The sequence below is a fragment of the Rhodoferax bucti genome, assembly GCF_005876985.1.
Taxonomy (GTDB): domain Bacteria; phylum Pseudomonadota; class Gammaproteobacteria; order Burkholderiales; family Burkholderiaceae_C; genus Allorhodoferax; species Allorhodoferax bucti.
Genome location: NZ_VAHD01000001.1, coordinates 1,114,552 through 1,133,795, shown reverse-complemented (window position 1 = coordinate 1,133,795; position 19,244 = coordinate 1,114,552). Strand labels below are relative to the sequence as shown.

Genomic DNA, 19,244 nt, shown 5'->3' with positions numbered 1-19,244 from the left:
CTGTAGGCAGCGCACTCAAAATTTGGAGCTGATCACAAAGTTGATCGCACCCGACTCGCCCACGAAGGCCTGGTACTGGAACGACTGGCCGGCCGCGGTGGTGTACACCGAGCGCCACTGCGCCATCAGGCTTTTGCCGCTGGGGTCGTAGGCCAGCTCCAAGGGGCTGTGGCTGAACGACGTGAGCGCCACGCCCAGCTTTTTGCGCCCGCCATCGTGCCGGGTGTCAAAAGCCACCAAGGTGTTTTGCAGAGAGAGTTCGATGGACTTGCGGTCAGAGTCTGCCTTGGCGAGCAAGCCGCGGTCCGACTGGTTGAGCGAGGGCGCGGCGCCGGAGGGCAGCTTGTTGAGTGAGATCAGCTCTTGCCCGCACACCGGCCCCGGCAGGGCGGCACAGCAGAAGGATGCGAAGACAACAGCTCTCATGGCGCACTCCTGACACGAGCAGAGACCTAGTGTGGCACAAGCCCACCGGCTTGAAAAGCCGAAAAAGCCCCCTCTTCCCCGTCATCTTCCCTATCAAAAAGAGCCCTAGCGCTCTAGAAATATGCGCAAACAGCTATCAAAACAATAGCAAATCAGATCAAGAACCCGCGCACCGGGTCGTCGGGCCCGCGCTGCAGCCAGTTGGTCGACGCGTACTGCGTGCCGGCATCGGTCGCGTGCAGCGTGTAGGCGTGGCGCGACACCGCCGAGCGGTTGGGCGCGCTGTAGTGCGGCAGCAGGCCATGGAAGACCACCAGCGCGCCGGCCTTCACTTCCAGCGGTATCGCATTCACATTGCTCGCAGGCCAGGGCGTGGCGTCGAGCTTCTTCATGGTGATGGTGTCGCCACGGCGCTCGAAGCGCTCGCGCAGCACGCCGCGCGGGCCGCGGTGACCGCCGGGTTCGGTCCACAGGCAGCCGTTGGCCAGCGTGGCGTCTTCCAACGCAAACCAGAAGGTGGTCACGCTGATGGGCGTGGTATCAAAAAACGTGGCGTCCTGGTGCCAGCCCACTTCGCCGCCAATGCCGGGCTGCTTGAAGATGTACATGGACTGCCAGACCTGCGGCCGGGTCAGCCCCACGTCGGCCGCCACTTCGGCCAGCGCGGCGCCGTGGCTGAAGGCCTCGAACACCGGATCCTGGTCGTGCAGCGCGTGACCGATTTTGTTGATGGACAGGGCCTTGGCCTGGCGCAGCTCGCCGTCCGGCCCGAAAGCCTCTTCCTCAAAAAAGCAGCTGACGCGGTTGGCCGAATCGAGAAAGTAGCGGTCCACCTGGCGCACCTGGTCGTTGGTGGTGAAGATGGTTTTGCTCTCGTTCGGGTCAAAGGCGTCAACGATGGCCTCGGCCCGGGCGCGCACGGCAGCGATCTCGGCGGCGGACTTGAAGTTCGGCAGGATGAGGAAGCCATCCTCGTGGTAGCGGGTTTTCTGGTCTTCGATCAACATGGGCTATGCAAAGTGGGGCTGTGGCAATAGCGTTTCAGTATAGACAGCCGGGGCACAAACCGGAGCAATTCGGATACGCTTGTGCGCAGGAGACCGTTAGCCCATGAACCTCACCCCCCTGATCCAGCTCACCCGTGGCGGCACGCCCGAATGCCTGCACTTTGGCGCCGTGGCCGTCGTCAACCGCGCCGGCCAGCTCAAAGCCTTTGCGGGTGACCCGCACCTGGTTACCTTTACCCGCTCCACCCTCAAGGCACTGCAAGCCCTGCCCTTTGTGGAAGCGGGCGGCCCTGCGCAGTTTGGCTTTACCCAGGCGGAGAACGCATTGCTGTGCGCCAGCCACAACGGCGAAGCCATGCATGTGGATGGCGCGAACAGCATGCTGGCCAAGGCGGGCCACACCTACAAGACGCTGCGTTGCGGCTGCCATGTGCCGCTGCTGTTTAGCTACTTTGACAAGGGCGCGCCAGAAGGCCTGGCGGTCACCGAGGCGCACAACAACTGCAGCGGCAAGCACGCAGGCTTTGTGGCCTATTGCGTGCAGCACGGCCTGCCGCTGGACGACTACACCGCAGCCGACCACCCGCTGCAGCAGGCCATAGCGCGCGATGTGGCGCGTGCCGTGGGCATGGACGTGCAGGACATGCCGCGTGGCATTGACGGCTGCTCGGCACCCAACTTCGCGATGCCCCTCTCCAAACTCGCACGCGGTTACGCACGCCTGGCCAGCGGCGCGCAAGACGCTGAGTTTGGCGCCAGCTTTGCACTGCTGAGCGAGGCCATGACCGCCCACCCCGAGATGGTGAGCGGCACCGGCCGCAACGACCTGGATTTCATGCGGGTGGGCCGGGGCGACTGGGTCAGCAAGGTGGGCGCGGACGGCGTGCAGGTGGTGGGCAGCAAGAGCCGCGGCGAGGCCTTTGCGCTCAAGATCATTGACGGCAACAAGCCCGCGCTGTTTGCGGCCAGCGTGGAGATCCTGGACCAACTGGGCTGGCTAGACGATGCGCAACGCGCCGCACTGCGACCCTGGCGCGCGGCCGAAATTCGCAACGCGCGCGGCCTGCTGGTGGGCGAGCGGCTCCCTGTCTTCCAACTGGAGACCCCATGAACACCAAGATCAGCCTCATAGGCGCGCCCACCGACATTGGCGCGGGCAGCCGCGGTGCCAGCATGGGGCCCGAAGCCCTGCGCGTGGCCAACATCACCAGCGTGCTGCAGGGCCATGGGCTGGAGGTACTGGACAAAGGCAACCTCAGCGGCCCCAGCAACCCCTGGCTACCGCCCGTGAACGGCTACCGCCACCTGGCCGAGGTGACCGCGTGGAACCGCAGCCTGCACGACGCCGTGTACGCCGAGCTGCAGGACGGGCGCCTGCCCATCGTGCTGGGCGGTGACCATTGCCTGGGCATAGGCTCCATCAGCGCCGTGGCACGCCACTGCCGCGACGTGGGCAAGAAACTGCGCGTGCTGTGGCTGGACGCGCATGCCGACTTCAACACCAACACCCTCACGCCCAGCGGCAACATCCATGGCATGCCCGTGGCCTGCCTGTGCGGCTTCGGGCCGCAGGAGCTGATTGAGATTGGTGGCCAGGTGCCGGCCATTTCACCCAAGTGGGTGCGCCAGATCGGTATCCGCAGTGTGGACGAGGGCGAGAAGCGTTTTGTGCATGAGCAGGACCTCGAGGTTTTTGACATGCGCTACATCGACGAGATGGGCATGCGAGCGGCGATGGAGTTGGCCTTGGCCCTGATCGACAGCAACACCCACTTGCATGTGAGCTTTGACGTGGACTTTCTGGACCCCGACATTGCGCCCGGCGTGGGCACCACCGTGCGCGGCGGCCCCACCTACCGCGAGGCCCAGCTCTGCATGGAGATGATTGCCGACACGGGCCGCATGGCGAGCCTGGATGTGTTTGAGCTGAACCCCGCGCTGGACGAGCGCAACCGCACCGCCGAGGTGGCGGTGGACCTGATTGAATCGCTGTTCGGCAAGAGCACTCTGATGCGCAAATAAGCCCAGCGACAATACGCAGCTGCACCCGTCACATTTACCCCTGTTTTGAATTTATTTGCCATGACCACTCTTGGAACCCCCCTCTCCCCCCACGCCACCAAAGTCATGCTGCTGGGCAGCGGCGAGCTGGGCAAAGAAGTGCTGATAGCGCTGCAGCGCCTGGGCGTGGAAACCATTGCGGTGGACCGATATGACAACGCCCCTGGCCAGCAGGTGGCCCACCACGCGCGCACCATCACCATGAGCGACCCGGCCCAGCTCAAGGCCTTGATCGAAGCTGAGCGCCCCATGCTGGTCGTGCCCGAGATTGAAGCGATTGCCACCCCCATGCTCGAAGAGCTGGAAGCCGCCGGCACCGTGCGCGTGATTCCCACGGCCCGCGCGGCCCGCCTGACCATGGACCGCGAGGGCATTCGCCGCCTGGCCGCCGAAACCCTGGGCCTGCCCACCAGCCCCTATCAATTCTGTGACTCGCTGGCCGAGCTGCAAGCGGCTATTGAGGGTGTGGATGGCAAGCCGGGCATCGGCTACCCCTGCATCGTCAAACCAGTGATGAGCAGCTCCGGCAAGGGCCAAAGCAAGATCGACGGCCCCGCCGATGTGCAAAAAGCCTGGGACTACGCCATGGCCGGCGGCCGCGTCAGCCATGGCCGTGTGATTGTGGAAGGCTTTATCGATTTCGATTACGAAATCACCCAGCTCACCGTGCGCTCGGTGGGCGCGGATGGCCAGATCGTCACCAGCTTTTGCGACCCCATCGGCCACATCCAGGTCAGCGGCGACTATGTGGAAAGCTGGCAACCCATGGCCATGCACCCCGCCGCGCTGGAGCGTGCGCGCGAAGTGTCCAAGGCGGTGACTGACAACCTCGGCGGCCAGGGCTTGTTCGGTGTAGAGCTGTTTGTCAAAGGCGAGCAAGTGTGGTTCAGCGAAGTGAGCCCCCGCCCGCACGACACCGGCCTGGTGACCTTGTGCACCCAGCACCAAAGCGAATTTGAGCTGCACGCCCGCGCCATTCTGGGTCTGCCGGTGGACACCTCATTGCGCAACCCCGGCGCCAGCGCCGTGATCTACGGCGGTGTAGAGGCCAAAGGCATTGTGTTTGACGGCGTGGAGCAAGCGCTGGCGGTGCCCAACACCGACCTGCGCCTGTTCGGCAAACCCGAGAGTTTTACCAAACGCCGCATGGGCGTGGCCCTGGCCCGCGCCACGGATACCGACACCGCCCGCGCCAACGCCAAACTGGCGGCCAGCAAGGTCAAGCCCCGCTCGGCTTAAGCCCCTGCGCTTAGCGGTGGAACACCGCCACGGTCTGCACCAGGTCTTGTGCCTGGGTGCGCAGGCTGCCGGCGGCAGCGGCCATTTCTTCCACCAAGGCCGCGTTTTGCTGGGTGGCTTGGTCCATCTGGGTCACCGCATCGCTCACCTCGGCCACGCCTTGCGCTTGCGCAGCGCTGGCGGCGCTGATTTCACCCATGATGTCTGTCACCCGGCGGATGCTGCTGACCACTTCGGTCATGGTTTCGCCCGCGTGGTTCACCAGCGTGCTGCCCTGCTCCACCCGCTCCACGCTGGTGTTGATGAGCGTCTTGATTTCCTTGGCCGCCTCCGCACTGCGGCCCGCCAGTGAGCGCACCTCGCTGGCCACCACCGCAAAGCCCCGGCCTTGCTCGCCGGCACGGGCGGCTTCCACCGCCGCATTCAGCGCCAGGATGTTGGTTTGGAAGGCAATGCCGTCAATCACGCTGATGATGTCGCTGATCTTGCGGCTGGATTCGTTGATGCCCTTCATGGTTTCCACCACTTCGCTCACCACTTCGCCGCCCTTGGCGGCGGTGTTGCTGGCCGCCAGGGCCAGGGTATTGGCTTCGCGGGCATTGTCGGCAGACTGGTGCACCACATGGGTCAGCTGGTTCATGCTGCTGGCGGTGCGCTGCAGGTTGGCGGCGGTTTGCTCGGTGCGGTTGCTCAGGTCCTGGTTGCCCATGGCAATCTCGGAGCAAGCTACGTCAATATTGGCAGTGCTGCTGCGCACAGCGGCCACGGCTGTTTCCATGCGGGCCAGGGTGGCGCGCAACATGTCGCCACCTTTGGTGGTGGTTTGCACTTCGTGCACATTCAGGTCGATGGTGTCATCGCGGTTCACCTGGGCCACCAGCACCCGCAACTCGTCCCCCTCGCGGGCCGCTTTCGCCATGTTGATGGCCATGACCGATTGCACGCTGGTCTGGATGACCACGTACACCGCATGAATCACCACCCGCCCGAAGTCGGGCTGGGCAATGCAATACAAGCCAAAGCCGGCAGCCTGCAGGCGGTCAAACATCACATGGTGCACCGCATAGAGTGCTGCGGCAAACACAATGACCCGCCAGTCGCGGTAGGTTAAAAACAGGGCCAGCGACACAAACACGCCGAAGTGCATTTCCTCCATGCCACGCGCCAACTGGATATGCAGCGCCACGAACGCCACCATCACAAAAGCCAGCACAAAGCGGCTCAACACGGTGTAGCGCGCCATGGCGAACACCCCGAACGCGATGGCCAGCAACAGCACCGTCGCCGCGATGGCGAGCCCGCTATCGACAAACTGCACACCCAAAGCCACAGCGGCAATGGCCGACAGCACGATGTAGCTCAGCAACACCCGATCGCCCAACTGGGCGAGGGCCTCGGTGCTGCTTTGGGTGGACTGTTTGGAAAACATAAATGGCCTCGATAAAACAAATATTTCAATATTAACGAATTTTAACGCAATTGCTGTGATCCAACGCAAGAAAACAAGTACTGATACTTTTTCGCACCACCAGAATGCTTACGGATTTCGCCCATTCAGGTACAGTGAAACTAGCACTCTTGGCCTGTTTGTGACATCTCCAAAACCCCCATCCCCCCCACCAACCGCCACACCTCGGTGGGATGAGGCGCGGTTTGACGACGATGACGCCAGCCTCTGGAAATTGGCATTGGAAGGCTCGGGGGCCGGCGCCTGGGACTGGAATATCGAAACCGGTGTGCAAATGCACTCCCGCCGCTGGCTGGAAATGCTCGGCTACCAGCATGGTGAAGTGGCTGCGCACAACCAAACTTTTGTAGAGCGCATCCACCCCGACGACTTGGAGCGGGTCAAAGAAACCTACAACGCCTATATAGAAGGGCGCTCCCCCACCTACTCCACCGAATTTCGCCTGCGCTGCAAGAACGGCAGCTGGAAATGGATACTCACCAGCGGCATGGTGGTGCGCCGCGACGCGGAGGGCCGCCCCTTGCGCATGATCGGCACCCATGTGGACATCGACCAGCGCAAACAGGCCGAAGCCCAGCTCCACACCAGCGAAGAGCGCTGGAAGCTGGCGCTGGAAAGCACCGGCGACGGCGTGTGGGACTGGCACATCCAAGACCAGCGCGAATACTTCTCCAAGCGCCTGGTAGAGATGTACGGCTACACCGAAGAAGATCTGCAGCAACACCCCGACACCCTGGACAGCCGCACCCACCCGGAAGACGTGGCGCAAATGTTCAACGACCGGCAGGCCCACTTCGACGGCCAAACGCCCACCTACTACAACGAGCACCGGGTGCGCTGCAAAGATGGCAGCTGGAAGTGGATCATGACCCGCGGCATGGTGGTCAGCCGCGACGCTGACGGCCGCCCTCTGCGCATGCTGGGCACCCACACCGACATCACCGCCCGCAAAGAAGCCGAGGCGCAAATCCGCCAGCACGCCTACTTTGACCCGCTCACCGGCCTGCCCAACCGGCGCATGCTGCGCGACCGCATCGAGCAGGAAATCAAGCGCAACCGGCGCGACGGCAAAAAGCTCGCCGTGCTGTTCATGGACCTGGACCACTTTAAAGAAGTGAACGACACCCTGGGCCACGACAACGGCGATGCGCTCCTGGTGGAAGCCGCGCGGCGGCTGCGGGGCTGCGTGCGTGAGCACGACACCGTGGCCCGCATGGGCGGCGACGAGTTCACCCTGCTCATCACCGAGCTGGACGCGGGCGACCGGCTGGAGCCCTTGCTGCAAAAACTATTGCAAACCATGGCCGCCCCGTTTGAGCTGGGGCGGGAGCGCATGTTTGTGTCGGCCAGCATCGGCGTCACCCTGTGCCCGGACGACGGCTCCGAAGTGGAGTCGCTCTACAAGAACGCAGACCAGGCGCTCTACGACGCCAAAAACGCCGGGCGCAACCGCTTCAGCTACTTCACGCCGGCACTGCACGAAGCCGCCATGCAGCGCGCACGCATTGCCAACGACCTGCACGACGCCCTGGAGCGCCGGCAGCTGGAGCTGCACTACCAGCCCATTGTGGAGCTGGCCACCGGCCACGTGCGCAAGGCAGAGGCCTTGCTGCGCTGGCGCCACCCGGTGCGCGGCATGATCAGCCCTGCCGAATTCATTCCGGTGGCCGAGAGCAGCGAACTGATTGTGGACATCGGCGACTGGGTGTTCGACCAGGTCGCCAGCCAACTGCAGGTGTGGCGGCGCAGCCTGCACCCCCACTTTCAGATCAGCATCAACAGCTCGCCCGTGCAGTTCCGCCGGCCCTGCTCCGGGGAGCGCAGCTGGGTGCAGCGCCTGCACCGCATGGGCCTGCCGGGAGCCGCCATGGTGGTGGAAATCACCGAAGGCCTGATGCTGGACGCCGACGAAGCCGTCACCCGCCAACTGCTGGAGTGGCGGGACGCCGGCATCCAGGTCGCGCTGGATGACTTCGGCACCGGCTACTCCTCGCTGGCCTACCTGCAAAAGCTGGATATCGATTTCATCAAAATCGACAAATCTTTTGTGCATGGCCTGGCCCCCCACAGCACGCACTTCATCTTGTGCAAAGCCATGGTGGTCATGGCCCACGCCATGGGCCTGCGCGTGGTGGCCGAAGGGGTGGAAACTGCACAGCAACGTGATTTGCTGCTGGAGGTGGGCTGCGATTTTGCGCAGGGCTACCTGTTCTCCAAGCCCCTGCCCCCGCATGAGCTGGAAGCCCTGCTGAGCACCCCCGGCACTGACGAACGCTGGCTGCCGCAGACTACACTCGCAGGCATGCAACTGCTTGTGATTGATGACCACCCCATTGTCCGCAAAGGGATGGTGGCCGCCCTGCAACAGATGCAGCCAGCAGTGGACGTGCTGGAGGCCAGTGACGGCGCACAAGGCCTGGAGCTGCTGGAAAACCATGTCCGCATCAAGGCCGTGCTGATCGACCTGGAGATGCACCCGCTGGGTGGCATCCCCACCATCCGCCAGATCCGCCAAATGCAACCGGCCCTGCCGGTGTTGGTAGTCGCCGGCTCGGAAGACCCGGCCGATTACGAGGCGGCAGTAGCCGCCGGCGCCAACGGCTACTGCCCCAAATCCGCCGGCCTGCGCACCATGCGGCAAGCCCTGCGGCAGGTGCTGGACGGGGCGCCCTACGTGCCCGACTTCATCCGCCACCCGCCCGTCCAGACCGGGCCCGGCCCCCTCTAATCCGGGCGCAGCACTCTGGTTAGTGCAAGCTGGCTAGCAGTGCCGCGTTGCCGCCGGCGGCCGTGGTGTTCACCGTCACCGTTTGCTCGGCGCAGAAGCGGTAGAGGTAGTGCGGGCCACCGGCTTTGGGGCCAGTGCCTGACAGGCCTTCGCCACCGAAGGGCTGCACCCCCACCACCGCGCCGATCATGTTGCGGTTGATGTAGATGTTGCCCACGTGGGCGGCAGCGGCCAGCGCTTGGGCACGGCTGTCGATGCGGGTCTGGATGCCCAAGGTCAGGCCATAGCCCAGCGCGTTGATCTGGGCGATCACGTCTTCGGGGTTACCGTCCCAGCGCACCACTTGCAACACGGGGCCGAAGATTTCGGCCTTCACCTGCGCAATGCTCGCCACCTCAAACGCATGCGGCGCGATCAGGTTTGCGATGAGTGGGCGCGGCAACGCGCTTTGCGCCGCGCCCGCCCCGACCAGCACTTTTGATTCCATCTGAAGACGACTGATGTGGCGCTGGATATTGTCAAAGGCTTCGCGGTCAATCACCGGGCCCAGGTCGGTGGCCAGGTCGGCCGGGTTGCCGGCCTGCAGCTCTTGCGCTGCGCCTTGCAGCATCTCGATCACCCCATCCGCAATCGCGCCGTGCACCACCAGCAGGCGCAGCGCGGAGCAGCGCTGGCCGGCGGAGCGGAAGGCGCTTTGCACCACCGCATCCACCACCTGCTCAGGCAGCGCGCTGCTGTCCACCAGCATGGCGTTGATGCCGCCGGTCTCGGCAATCAGCGGAACGATGGGGCCGTCTTTGGCGGCCAGCGCACGCTGGATGATTTTGGCCACTTGGGTGGAGCCGGTGAACACCACACCGGCCACGCCGGGCTGGGCTACAAGCGCCGCACCCACAGTTTCGCCAGCGCCGTGCAAGAGCTGCAACGCGTCAGCTGGCACACCGGCAGCCACCATCAAATCCACCGCAGCTTTGGCCACGCCCGGAGTTTGCTCAGCCGGCTTGGCCAGCACGGTGTTACCGGTGGCCAAGGCCGCAGCGACCTGGCCCATGAAGATGGCCAGCGGGAAGTTCCACGGGCTGATGCACACCCACACGCCACGCGCGGTGAGGCGCAAGGTGTTGGTTTCGCCGGTCACGCCGTATTGGTAACCCGCTTGGGCGTTCGCCTGGGATGCGGAGGGTGCATGGGTGACACCATGCACTTGGGGACAAGCAATGGGCTGCATGATGCGCTGCGCCTCGTCGGCGTAGTAGCGCAAGAAGTCCACCGCCTCGCGCACTTCGCTGACCGCGTCGCCCCAGGTCTTGAAGGCTTCTTTCACCAAGAGCGCGCAAAACTGCGGCATGGCGGTTTGCAGCGCATCGGCGGCGCGCCGCAAGGTGGCAGCACGCTCTTCCACCGGCACTTTGCTCCACTTTTGATAGCTGCTCGCGCAGCTTGCATAGGCGCCAGGGATGTTTTTGACATCAAACTCCGGCACCACCGGCACAGGCGCGGTCTGCAGAGCAGCCAATAGCGGGTCGCGCATGGCGGCCACGGTCAAGTCCAGCCCGGTGCTGTTGGCGCGGCTGCCGGGGTGCTTGCCGAACAGGTCGGCCGGCAGCGGCAAACTGGGGTGCGGCTCCAGGCGCAAAGGTGAAATCAGCAGCTCGCCCATGCCCACCGATTCGTCGGCGAGCTGGTGCACAAAGCTGGAGTTGGCGCCGTTCTCGAGCAGGCGGCGCACCAGGTAGGCCAGCAAGTCTTTGTGCGCGCCCACGGGGGCGTAGACGCGGCAGGCGACCAGCGGGTTCTTAAGCACCTCGCGGAAGATGCCCTCGCCCATGCCGTGCAGGCGCTGCAGCTCAAAGGGCGCACCGCTCTTGGCCGCCATTTGCAGGATGGCCGCAATGGTGCCGGCGTTGTGCCCGGCGAACTGGGGGTAAATGGCATCGGGCACCGCCAGCAGCGCACGGGCGCAGGCCAGGTAGGACACATCGGTGTGGTGCTTGTGGGTGAACACGGGGTAGTGCGGCAGGCCCAGCTCTTGGGCGCGCTTGACCTCGGCATCCCAATAAGCGCCCTTGACCAGGCGGCACATCAGCTTGATTTGGTATTTGCGAGCCAGCGCGGTGACGTGCTCGATCAGCTCCAGCGCACGGGTCTGGTAGGCCTGCATGGCCAGCCCCAGTCCGGCCCACTGCGGGCAGTGCGCAGCCACTTTCACCAGCAGGGCTTCCAGCACTTCGAGCGACAGCTCCAGGCGGTCCACCTCTTCAGCGTCGATGGTGAGGTTGATGTTGGCGGCAGCTGCGGCTTCGCACAGCGTCCAGACGCGGGGCACCAGCTCGTCGAGCACGGCCTGACGATGCGCGTCTTCATAGCGCGGGTAGAGGGCGCTGAGCTTGATGGAAATACCATCATTTTCGGCCAAGGCGCCCGTCTTGTTTGCGCAAGCAGCTATGAATTCAATAGCATCTGCATAGCTCTTGAGATAGCGCAGCGCGTCCTTGTCAGTGCGGGCGCCTTCGCCGAGCATGTCATAGCTGAAGCGCACATTGGCCTTTTTGCGAGAGACATCGGCCTCCCTCATCGCCTCCGGCATGGTCTGGCCGAGCACAAACTGGCGACCCAGCAGCTGCACCGCACGCAGCGTGGCGGCCACCACCGTACGGGCGCCGAGCTTGGCCATCAAGCCGGGCTCGTTCTGCGCATCCGGCAAAAAGTGCTTGGACAGGGCAATGGCGGTGCTCGACAGGCGGGAGAGCACCTTGTCGCCGCTGGCCTCAAAGTCGGCGCGGCCCAGTTGGTCGGTGGTGAGCGCAATCGCGGTTTCGGCATCCGGCACACGCAGCAGGGCCTCGGCAAGGCGCATCAGGGCCAGGCCCTCAGCGCTGGAGATGGGGTATTCCTTGAGCAGGCTCTCCATCGCCCAAAAGGGGGGCGGGTTGTCGCGCACCGCTTGCACCCAAGGCTCGGCGCTGCGAGCGGCGTGGGCCCAGTCGAGCGCGCCTTCCAACATCTGCAAACGGTGAGAGACGATGTGGTCTTCCGCGCGATAAGGCGTGGGCAAACGGGGCGGGACGGGGGTGAACGCGATAGATCGGGCGGGTTGGGACATAGCGACTCCTGCACAGGGCAACGAAATGATTTATCGCTATTCTTTCAACAATCCATCTGAGTTTTTCTCTAAATTTTCACAATCAGATAGTAGATTCATCTGTCAAACGTGTAGTCCATTTAGGCGGATCGCACTTCTCACACCAATTACTGGAGCCAATAAACATTTATATTGTGTTTTTATATTAATTTCATTAAAATTGATATATTGCGAATGGGCTTTCAATTCAATTTCGTCACGCTATCTCCGAGATATCCAGAAGACGAATTTCGCCATCGCTATGGAACATGGTTTGATCGCAGTCAAGTGCTTTAGGCAGCTTGAATGAGGCGACAAAGCCCTTTTCAAAATCGTTTGAACGGGTTCCGCACCGTTATGATGCATTTAAATTAACCCGCTTGATAAAGGGGATTTCGTGAGCAAGACGACGTTGGCCGGCGATGCCGGATTTGGTTCTTTCTTTCGCTACCACGGCTGGTTGTCCCCCGGCGTCCGGTTATTCCGCAAGCTCAATTTCACTGCCAAGTCCGCGTGGATTGCAGTGATGTTTCTGATTCCCATCGTGCTGCTGATTGCGGACACCTGGAACAACACCCGTGTGCAGGTAGCGACCACCGAACACGAGCTGCAAGGTGTGGCCTACGTCAAACCCCTGCACGAGCTGATCCGCCAAGCGCAGCTTCGCCGCCTCAACGCCATCACCAAGTCCCCCGAGCTCAGCGCAAGCCAAACCGCGGTCACCCAGGCTTTCAGCAAACTCCAGGCCATTGACAAAGAACTGGGCAAGGATCTTGACACCGCCGAGGCTCTAGGCAATGTACAAAAGCTGCATCAGGCCCTGCTTGCCAACCCTACGGGCAAAGACGAGCAAGAGACATTTGATATTCACAACGAATACATCGACACACTGCTGAAGTTGGGCGAGCATGTTTCCGACACCTCCGAACTGGCCCTGGACCCGCAGCTGGAAACCTTCCACCTGATGAACTACGCCGTTTTGTACGGCCCACAGCAGATGGAGAACGTGTCCGAGCTGTCCGTGATGGGATGGTCTGCACTCAAAGCAGGCCAGAAATCCGAGTACATCGCCGAACGCATTAACCAGGATTTCGGCATCCTGCGCTTTGTCGACAACATCGTCGAAAACGCCTATATCCGCAGCACCGGCGGCACCCCCGAGGCGGACGCCAAATTCGGCATGAAGGCCAATGATGACGCCTACGACGCTTTTCAGGAAGCCAGCAGGAAGCAGGTGGTGGGCGTAAAAGTGGAAGGCGACGCCGATGCTTACCTCAAGATGGGCTCAGCTTCCCTGGAAGCCGAGCGCCAGCTCAACGAAAAAATGATGGCACAGCTCGAACTCCGCTTGGGCGAGCGCATTGTGGGTCTGCGCAGCGACCTGAACATGCGCGTGAGCATTGCGGTGTTCTTTGTGGCGATTGCCTTCTACATGCTGCTGGCGTTTTACAAAGTGATGATGGGTGGCCTGCGCGAGGTCACCGGCCACCTGGAGCAAATCACCCAGGGCAACCTGGTCACCGCACCGACGCCCTGGGGCAAGGACGAAGCTGCGCACCTCATGATCACCCTGCGCGACATGGAAGCCAGCCTGCGCGTGATCGTGCGCAACACCCTGGACGGTGCTGCAAATGTGAATACGGCCAGTGAAGAGATCGCCTCCGCCTCGCAAGACCTGTCCCGCCGCACTGAGGCCAGCGCGGCTGCGCTGGAACAAACGGCGGCCACCATGACCCAGATTTCGGAGACCGTGCAGCGCACCTCCGACACGGTCAGCGGTGCCGCCGAAATCGTGCGCTCCAACGCCCAATCCGCCAAGCGCGGCGGCGAGGTGATCTCGCAAGTGGTGAGCACCATGCAGGGCATCAATACCTCTTCCAACAAGATTGCCGACATCATCAGCGTGATTGACGGCATCGCCTTCCAGACCAACATCCTGGCGCTGAACGCGGCGGTGGAAGCCGCCCGCGCAGGCGAGCAAGGCCGCGGCTTTGCGGTGGTGGCATCTGAAGTGCGCTCGCTCGCGGGCCGCAGTGCCGAAGCAGCCAAGGAAATCAAGAGCCTGATTACCGCCAGCATCGAGCAAGTGGAACGCGGCAGCCTGGTGGTGGGCGAAGCGGGCAAGACCATTGAAGACATCGTGACGAACGCCGCCCGCATCGACAGTCTGATGACTGAAATTGCGAACGCGACCAAGGAGCAATCTTTGGGTGTGAACCAGGTAGGCGCAGCCGTGCACGACTTGGACCAGAACACCCAGCAGAACGCTGCGCTGGTGGAAGAAACTGCGGCAGCGGCATCTGCGCTGTCCGAGCAAGCGTCCCGCCTGGCCGAAGAGGTGTCCTTCTTCAAGCTGAAGTAAGCTCACGATGTGATTGACCACATCGAACTTGACCGCATCGACCTGCGCATCCTGAGCTGCTTGCAAGCAGACGGGCGCATTGCCAACCTGAAACTGGCCGAAACGGTGGGCCTCTCCCCCACCGCAGTGCTGGCCCGTGTGCAGAAGCTCAGCAAAGAGGGCTACATCCTCGGTTACGAAGCACGTCTGAACCCGCTCAAGCTGGGCGCCGGGATGATGGTGTTTGTAGAGGTGTTGCTGGACCGCACCACGCCCAATGTCTTTGAGGCCTTCAAGGCCGCGGTACAAGTGCATTCGGAAATCATGGAGTGCCACATGGTGGCTGGCGGCTTTGACTACCTGCTCAAAACCCGCATGGCCGACATGGCCGCGTACCGCCACTTTGCAGGCACGGTGCTCTGGCAATTGCCCGGTGTGCGCGAAACCCGCACCTACGCGGTGATGGAAGAAGTGAAGAACACAACCCATCTCAAGTTGTAACAGGCGGCCGCCCGCGACACTGGCCGTCTCCGTCTTGAAGCAGAATCTGCCTATGCTCAATCGCCGTCAATTCTCCTTCGCCGCTGGTGCCACCGCACTGGCCGGCTTTCCTGCTGTACATGCCCAAGCCGACAAAATCGTGCTGGGCCAGTCGGCTGCCTTTACCGGCCCCGCCGCGCAGCTGGGCATCCAGCTCCATGCGGGCGCTAAGCTCTATTTCGACCAGCTCAATGCCCAAGGCGGCATTGGCGGGCGGCAAGTGGAAATCCGTAACCTGGACGACGGCTACGAACCCGCCCGCTGCGAGGAAAACACCCGCAAGCTACTGGAGGCCGACGTCGCCGCCCTGTTTGCCTACGTGGGCACGCCCACCAGCATTGCCGCCCTGCCCCTGGCCACCAAGGCCAAAGTGCCGTTTATTGCGCCATTCACTGGTGCCATGGCGCTGCGCCTGCCGTTCAACCGCTACGCCTTTCATGTGCGTGCCTCGTACAACGACGAGACCGCCCTCATCGTCAAACAACTGCACCATGTGGGCATTACCAAAGTGGCGGTGTTTTACCAAAACGATGCCTACGGCAAAGCCGGGCTCGACGGGGTGCAGGCCGCACTGGCCAGCCTCAACCTCAAGCCGGTGGCCGTGGCCACGGTGGAGCGCAACTCGGTGGATGTGGCGGCAGCCGTGGCCACCATCAACGCCGCGGGGCCGGAGGCAGTGGTGCAGGTGAGCGCCTACAAATCCTGCGCGGCCTACATCCGGGCGGCGCGCAAGGCGGGCTACGGCGGCGGGTTTTACAACCTGTCCTTCGTGGGCACCCAGGCGCTGGCCGACGAGTTGGGCAAAGACGCTGCCGGCGTGGTGGTGTCGCAAGTGATGCCCTCGCCCTATGTGGGCAACAAAGCCATTTCACGTGAGTTTGCCGAGGCCGTGCGCAAAAGCAATGGCGCGGTGCAGGCCAACTTCTCCAGCATGGAGGGCTACCTGTCCGCCAAGGTGCTGGCAGAGGGCCTACGCCGCAGCGGCGGCAAAGGCGGTGCGGATGCCCTCATCAGCGCCATGGAGAGCATCAACGGCCAGCCCTTTGGAGGCTTCAATGTGAACTTCTCCAAAACCGACCATGTGGCCTCCACCTTTGTGGAAATGACCATGCTCACCGGCGACGGCCGGGTGCGTACCTAAGCAGAGGCCGGGTAGTGGCGCGCGCCGAAGATGGCGCTGCCCACCCGCACCATGGTGCTGCCACCGGCAATCGCAGCATCCAGGTCGCCGCTCATTCCCATGGAGAGGGTATCCAGCGGCAAGCCTTGGGCCAACAAGGCATCAAATACCGCCTTAGCGCTCATGAACACTGCGCGAGCAGCTACAAAATCAGGAGCAGGCTCGGGAATGCACATGATGCCGCGCAACTGCAGCCGTGGCAAGGCCGCCACCGCTGCAGCCAGCGCAGCCGCCTCTTGCGGCGCCACACCCGACTTGGTGGGGCCCCCATCCACATTCACCTGAATGCACACCTGCAGCGGCGGCAGGTGGGCCGGCCGCTGCTCGCTCAGGCGCTGGGCGATCTTGAGGCGGTCCACCGTGTGCACCCACTGGAAATGCTCGGCCACCAGCCGCGTCTTGTTGCTCTGGATGGGGCCGATGCAATGCCACTCGATAGGCAGTGCCTGTAGAGCGGTGATTTTTTCAACTGCTTCCTGGATGTAGTTTTCGCCAAACGCGCGCTGCCCGACATCAAAGGCCGCCTGCACCGCGTCCGGCCCGAAGGTCTTGGAAACCGCCAGCAGGCGCACCGCGTCCACCGGGCGGTCACACTGCTGGCACGCGTGTGCAATACGCTGGGCCACAGCGTGGAGATTGTCGGCAATCATCGTCATAATCTCCCGAGCGTAACAAACCTGCCATCCGCCTAGAGAGGGACTCCGTGGACATTACCCAGCTGCTCGCATTTAGCGTCAAAAACAAAGCGTCTGACTTGCACCTCTCGGCCGGCCTGCCGCCCATGATCCGGGTGCATGGCGATGTGCGCCGCATCAACGTGGAGCCCCTGGACCACAAGCAGGTGCACGCCATGGTGTACGACATCATGAACGACACCCAGCGCAAGATGTACGAGGAGTTTCTGGAGATCGACTTCTCGTTCGAGATCGACGGTCTGGCGCGCTTTCGCGTCAACGCCTTCAACCACCAGCGCGGCGCGGGCGCGGTGTTCCGGACGATTCCGAGCAAAATTTTGTCGCTGGAGCAGCTCAACGCCCCCAAGATTTTTGGCGACCTGGCCCTGAAGCCACGCGGCTTGGTGCTGGTCACCGGCCCTACCGGCTCCGGCAAGTCCACCACGCTGGCGGCGATGGTGAACTTCTTGAACGAAACCGAGTTCGGCCACATCCTGACGGTGGAAGACCCCATCGAATTCGTGCACGAATCCAAGAAGTGCCTGGTCAACCAGCGCGAAGTCGGCCCGCACACCCTGAGTTTTGCCGCCGCCCTGAAATCCGCCCTGCGCGAAGACCCGGACGCGATTCTGGTGGGCGAAATGCGCGACCTGGAAACCATTCGCTTGGCGATGACGGCAGCCGAAACCGGCCACTTGGTGTTCGGCACGCTGCACACCTCAAGTGCGGCCAAAACGATTGACCGGATCATTGACGTGTTCCCGGCCGAAGAGAAAGAAATGGTGCGGGCCATGCTGTCCGAATCACTGCAGGCCGTGATTTCGCAAACCCTGTGCAAAACCAAAGACGGCCAAGGCCGCGTGGCGGCGCACGAGATCATGCTGGGCACCAGCGCCATCCGCAACCTGATCCGCGAGGCCAAGGTGGCGCAGATGTACTCGGCCATCCAGACCGGCAACAGCGTGGGCATGCAGACCCTGGACCAGAACCTCACCGAGCTAGTCAAACGCAACATCATCAGCCCCGCCGAGGCACGCGGAAAAGCCAAGATTCCCGAGAATTTCCCGGGGTGACTGTTACCCCCACGCTCCGCCGCTACGCGGGTCGCTGCCCCCCAGAGGGGCTAATTTGCCTTGGGGCGGCCCGGCGGCAAATTGTTGCTCGCAGTACGACGCTTTTGCTTTCGAACTTTTCCTGAAGGAGCTCTCATGGAGCGCGATCAAGCCACGAAATTTATCAACGACCTGCTCAAGCTGATGGTCAGCCGCAATGGCAGCGACCTCTTTATCACCGCCGAGTTTCCGCCTGCCATCAAGGTGGACGGCAAGGTCACCAAGGTCTCGCCGCAGCCTCTGAATGCCGCGCACACCATGGCACTGGCCCGCTCCATCATGAGCGATAAGCAGGTGGCCGAGTTTGAGCGCACCAAGGAGAGCAACTTCGCGATTGCGCCGGCCACCATCGGGCGCTTCCGGGTGAATGCGTTCATCCAGCAGGGCAAAGTCGGCATGGTGTTGCGGGTGATTCCGCAGGTGCTGCCTACCATCGACGGGCTGGGCGTGCCCCAGATCTTGAAGGAAATTGTGCAGTCCAAGCGCGGGCTGTGCATTCTGGTGGGGGCCACGGGGTCGGGCAAATCAACGACGCTGGCGGCCATGGTGGACTGGCGCAACGAAAACTCTTACGGCCACATCATCACCATCGAGGACCCGGTGGAGTTTGTGCACGCCCACAAGAACTGCGTAGTGACACAGCGCGAAGTCGGCCTGGACACCGACAGCTGGGAGGCCGCGCTCAAAAATACCCTGCGCCAGGCGCCAGACGTGATCCTGATGGGTGAAATCCGCGACCGCGAAACCATGGAACACGCCATCGCGTTCTCGGAGACCGGTCACCTGTGCCTGGCCACCTTGCACGCCAACAGCGCCAACCAGGCGCTGGACCGGGTGATCAACTTCTTCCCGGAAGAGCGCCGCAGCCAACTGCTGATGGACTTGTCCCTCAACCTGCGGGCCATGGTGTCGCAGCGGCTCATCCCCAAGCAGGACGGCAAAGGCCGTGTAGCGGCGGTAGAGGTGATGCTGAATTCGCCGCTGATTTCCGACCTGATCTTCAAGGGCGAAGTGTCCGAGGTAAAAGAGATCATGAAGAAGAGCCGCCAGGCCGGCATGCAGACCTTCGACCAGGCGCTGTTCGACCTCTACGAAGGCCACGTCATCACCTACGAAGATGCGCTGCGCAACGCCGACTCCCTCAACGACCTGCGCCTGCAAATCAAACTCAACAGCCACCGCGGCAAGTCCACCGACTTGTCCGCTGGTACCGAAAACTTCGCGATCATGTAAATGTGGCCCCCACGCTTCGCCGCTAAAGCGGGTCGCTGCCCCCCGAGAGGGCTAATTTTGCTCGGGGCGGCCCGGCGCAAAATTGTCCATTCGTTCCACTGAATCTTCGCCATC

General features: G+C 62.7%; 14 protein-coding genes. 9 read left to right on the top strand and 5 right to left on the bottom strand.

Annotated elements, in window-relative coordinates:
* Window positions 1-15: 15 nt before the first annotated feature.
* Together FDM28_RS05450 and FDM28_RS05445 are read right to left on the bottom strand one after the other, a co-directional pair.
* Window positions 16-426: a hypothetical protein gene (locus FDM28_RS05450; RefSeq protein WP_138513769.1), complete on the bottom strand. Its 411-nt coding sequence runs from the start codon at window positions 424-426 to the stop codon at window positions 16-18.
* Between the two features lie 152 nt (window positions 427-578).
* Complete coding sequence (locus FDM28_RS05445; RefSeq protein ID WP_138513767.1) at window positions 579-1,433, bottom strand: phytanoyl-CoA dioxygenase family protein; 855 nt, start codon at window positions 1,431-1,433, stop codon at window positions 579-581.
* Between the two features lie 103 nt (window positions 1,434-1,536).
* Here FDM28_RS05445 and FDM28_RS05440 point away from each other — a divergent pair, with 103 nt between their 5' ends.
* From FDM28_RS05440 to purT, 3 genes are read left to right on the top strand one after another with little or no spacing between them, the layout of a single operon-like run.
* A complete protein-coding gene (locus FDM28_RS05440) occupies window positions 1,537-2,544 on the top strand; it encodes an asparaginase (RefSeq protein ID WP_138513765.1) in 1,008 nt (335 codons plus the stop codon).
* Window positions 2,541-3,455: an arginase gene (gene rocF / locus FDM28_RS05435; protein WP_138513763.1), complete on the top strand. Its 915-nt coding sequence runs from the start codon at window positions 2,541-2,543 to the stop codon at window positions 3,453-3,455. Before FDM28_RS05440 ends, rocF begins: the two co-directional genes overlap by 4 nt.
* Before the next feature lie 60 nt (window positions 3,456-3,515).
* Window positions 3,516-4,733, top strand: coding sequence for a formate-dependent phosphoribosylglycinamide formyltransferase (purT, locus tag FDM28_RS05430; protein ID WP_138513761.1), 1,218 nt, complete (start codon window positions 3,516-3,518; stop codon window positions 4,731-4,733).
* Between the two features lie 10 nt (window positions 4,734-4,743).
* Here purT and FDM28_RS18090 read toward each other — a convergent pair whose 3' ends face one another.
* Window positions 4,744-6,162, bottom strand: a complete 1,419-nt coding sequence (locus FDM28_RS18090) for a methyl-accepting chemotaxis protein (RefSeq protein ID WP_138513759.1) — start codon at window positions 6,160-6,162, stop codon at window positions 4,744-4,746.
* 160 nt (window positions 6,163-6,322) lie between these two features.
* Between FDM28_RS18090 and FDM28_RS05420 the strand changes: the two genes are divergently transcribed.
* Window positions 6,323-8,929, top strand: coding sequence for an EAL domain-containing protein (locus FDM28_RS05420; RefSeq protein ID WP_138513757.1), 2,607 nt, complete (start codon window positions 6,323-6,325; stop codon window positions 8,927-8,929).
* A gap of 19 nt (window positions 8,930-8,948) precedes the next feature.
* On the opposite strand, the gene FDM28_RS05415 is transcribed toward FDM28_RS05420, so the two are convergent.
* Window positions 8,949-12,032 (bottom strand): L-glutamate gamma-semialdehyde dehydrogenase, encoded by a 3,084-nt coding sequence (locus FDM28_RS05415; RefSeq protein WP_138513756.1) that lies wholly within the window; start codon window positions 12,030-12,032, stop codon window positions 8,949-8,951.
* 415 nt (window positions 12,033-12,447) lie between these two features.
* On the opposite strand from FDM28_RS05415, the gene FDM28_RS05410 reads away from it, so the two are divergent.
* The 3 genes from FDM28_RS05410 to FDM28_RS05400 are packed head-to-tail and all read left to right on the top strand — an operon-like array spanning window position 12,448 to window position 16,072.
* Complete coding sequence (locus tag FDM28_RS05410) at window positions 12,448-14,412, top strand: methyl-accepting chemotaxis protein (protein ID WP_138513754.1); 1,965 nt, start codon at window positions 12,448-12,450, stop codon at window positions 14,410-14,412.
* A 9-nt stretch (window positions 14,413-14,421) separates the two neighbouring features.
* A complete protein-coding gene (locus tag FDM28_RS05405; RefSeq protein WP_087495399.1) occupies window positions 14,422-14,892 on the top strand; it encodes an Lrp/AsnC ligand binding domain-containing protein in 471 nt (156 codons plus the stop codon).
* A gap of 52 nt (window positions 14,893-14,944) precedes the next feature.
* Window positions 14,945-16,072, top strand: a complete 1,128-nt coding sequence (locus tag FDM28_RS05400) for an ABC transporter substrate-binding protein (protein ID WP_138513752.1) — start codon at window positions 14,945-14,947, stop codon at window positions 16,070-16,072.
* Here FDM28_RS05400 and FDM28_RS05395 read toward each other — a convergent pair.
* On the bottom strand, window positions 16,069-16,767 hold the full coding sequence (locus FDM28_RS05395) for a YggS family pyridoxal phosphate-dependent enzyme (protein ID WP_138513750.1): 699 nt from the start codon (window positions 16,765-16,767) through the stop codon (window positions 16,069-16,071). The genes FDM28_RS05400 and FDM28_RS05395 overlap by 4 nt on opposite strands.
* 47 nt (window positions 16,768-16,814) lie before the next feature.
* Here FDM28_RS05395 and FDM28_RS05390 point away from each other — a divergent pair, with 47 nt between their 5' ends.
* On the top strand, window positions 16,815-17,858 hold the full coding sequence (locus FDM28_RS05390) for a type IV pilus twitching motility protein PilT (RefSeq protein WP_138513748.1): 1,044 nt from the start codon (window positions 16,815-16,817) through the stop codon (window positions 17,856-17,858).
* A gap of 135 nt (window positions 17,859-17,993) precedes the next feature.
* Window positions 17,994-19,130, top strand: coding sequence for a PilT/PilU family type 4a pilus ATPase (locus FDM28_RS05385; RefSeq protein WP_138513746.1), 1,137 nt, complete (start codon window positions 17,994-17,996; stop codon window positions 19,128-19,130).
* Window positions 19,131-19,244 lie beyond the last annotated feature (114 nt).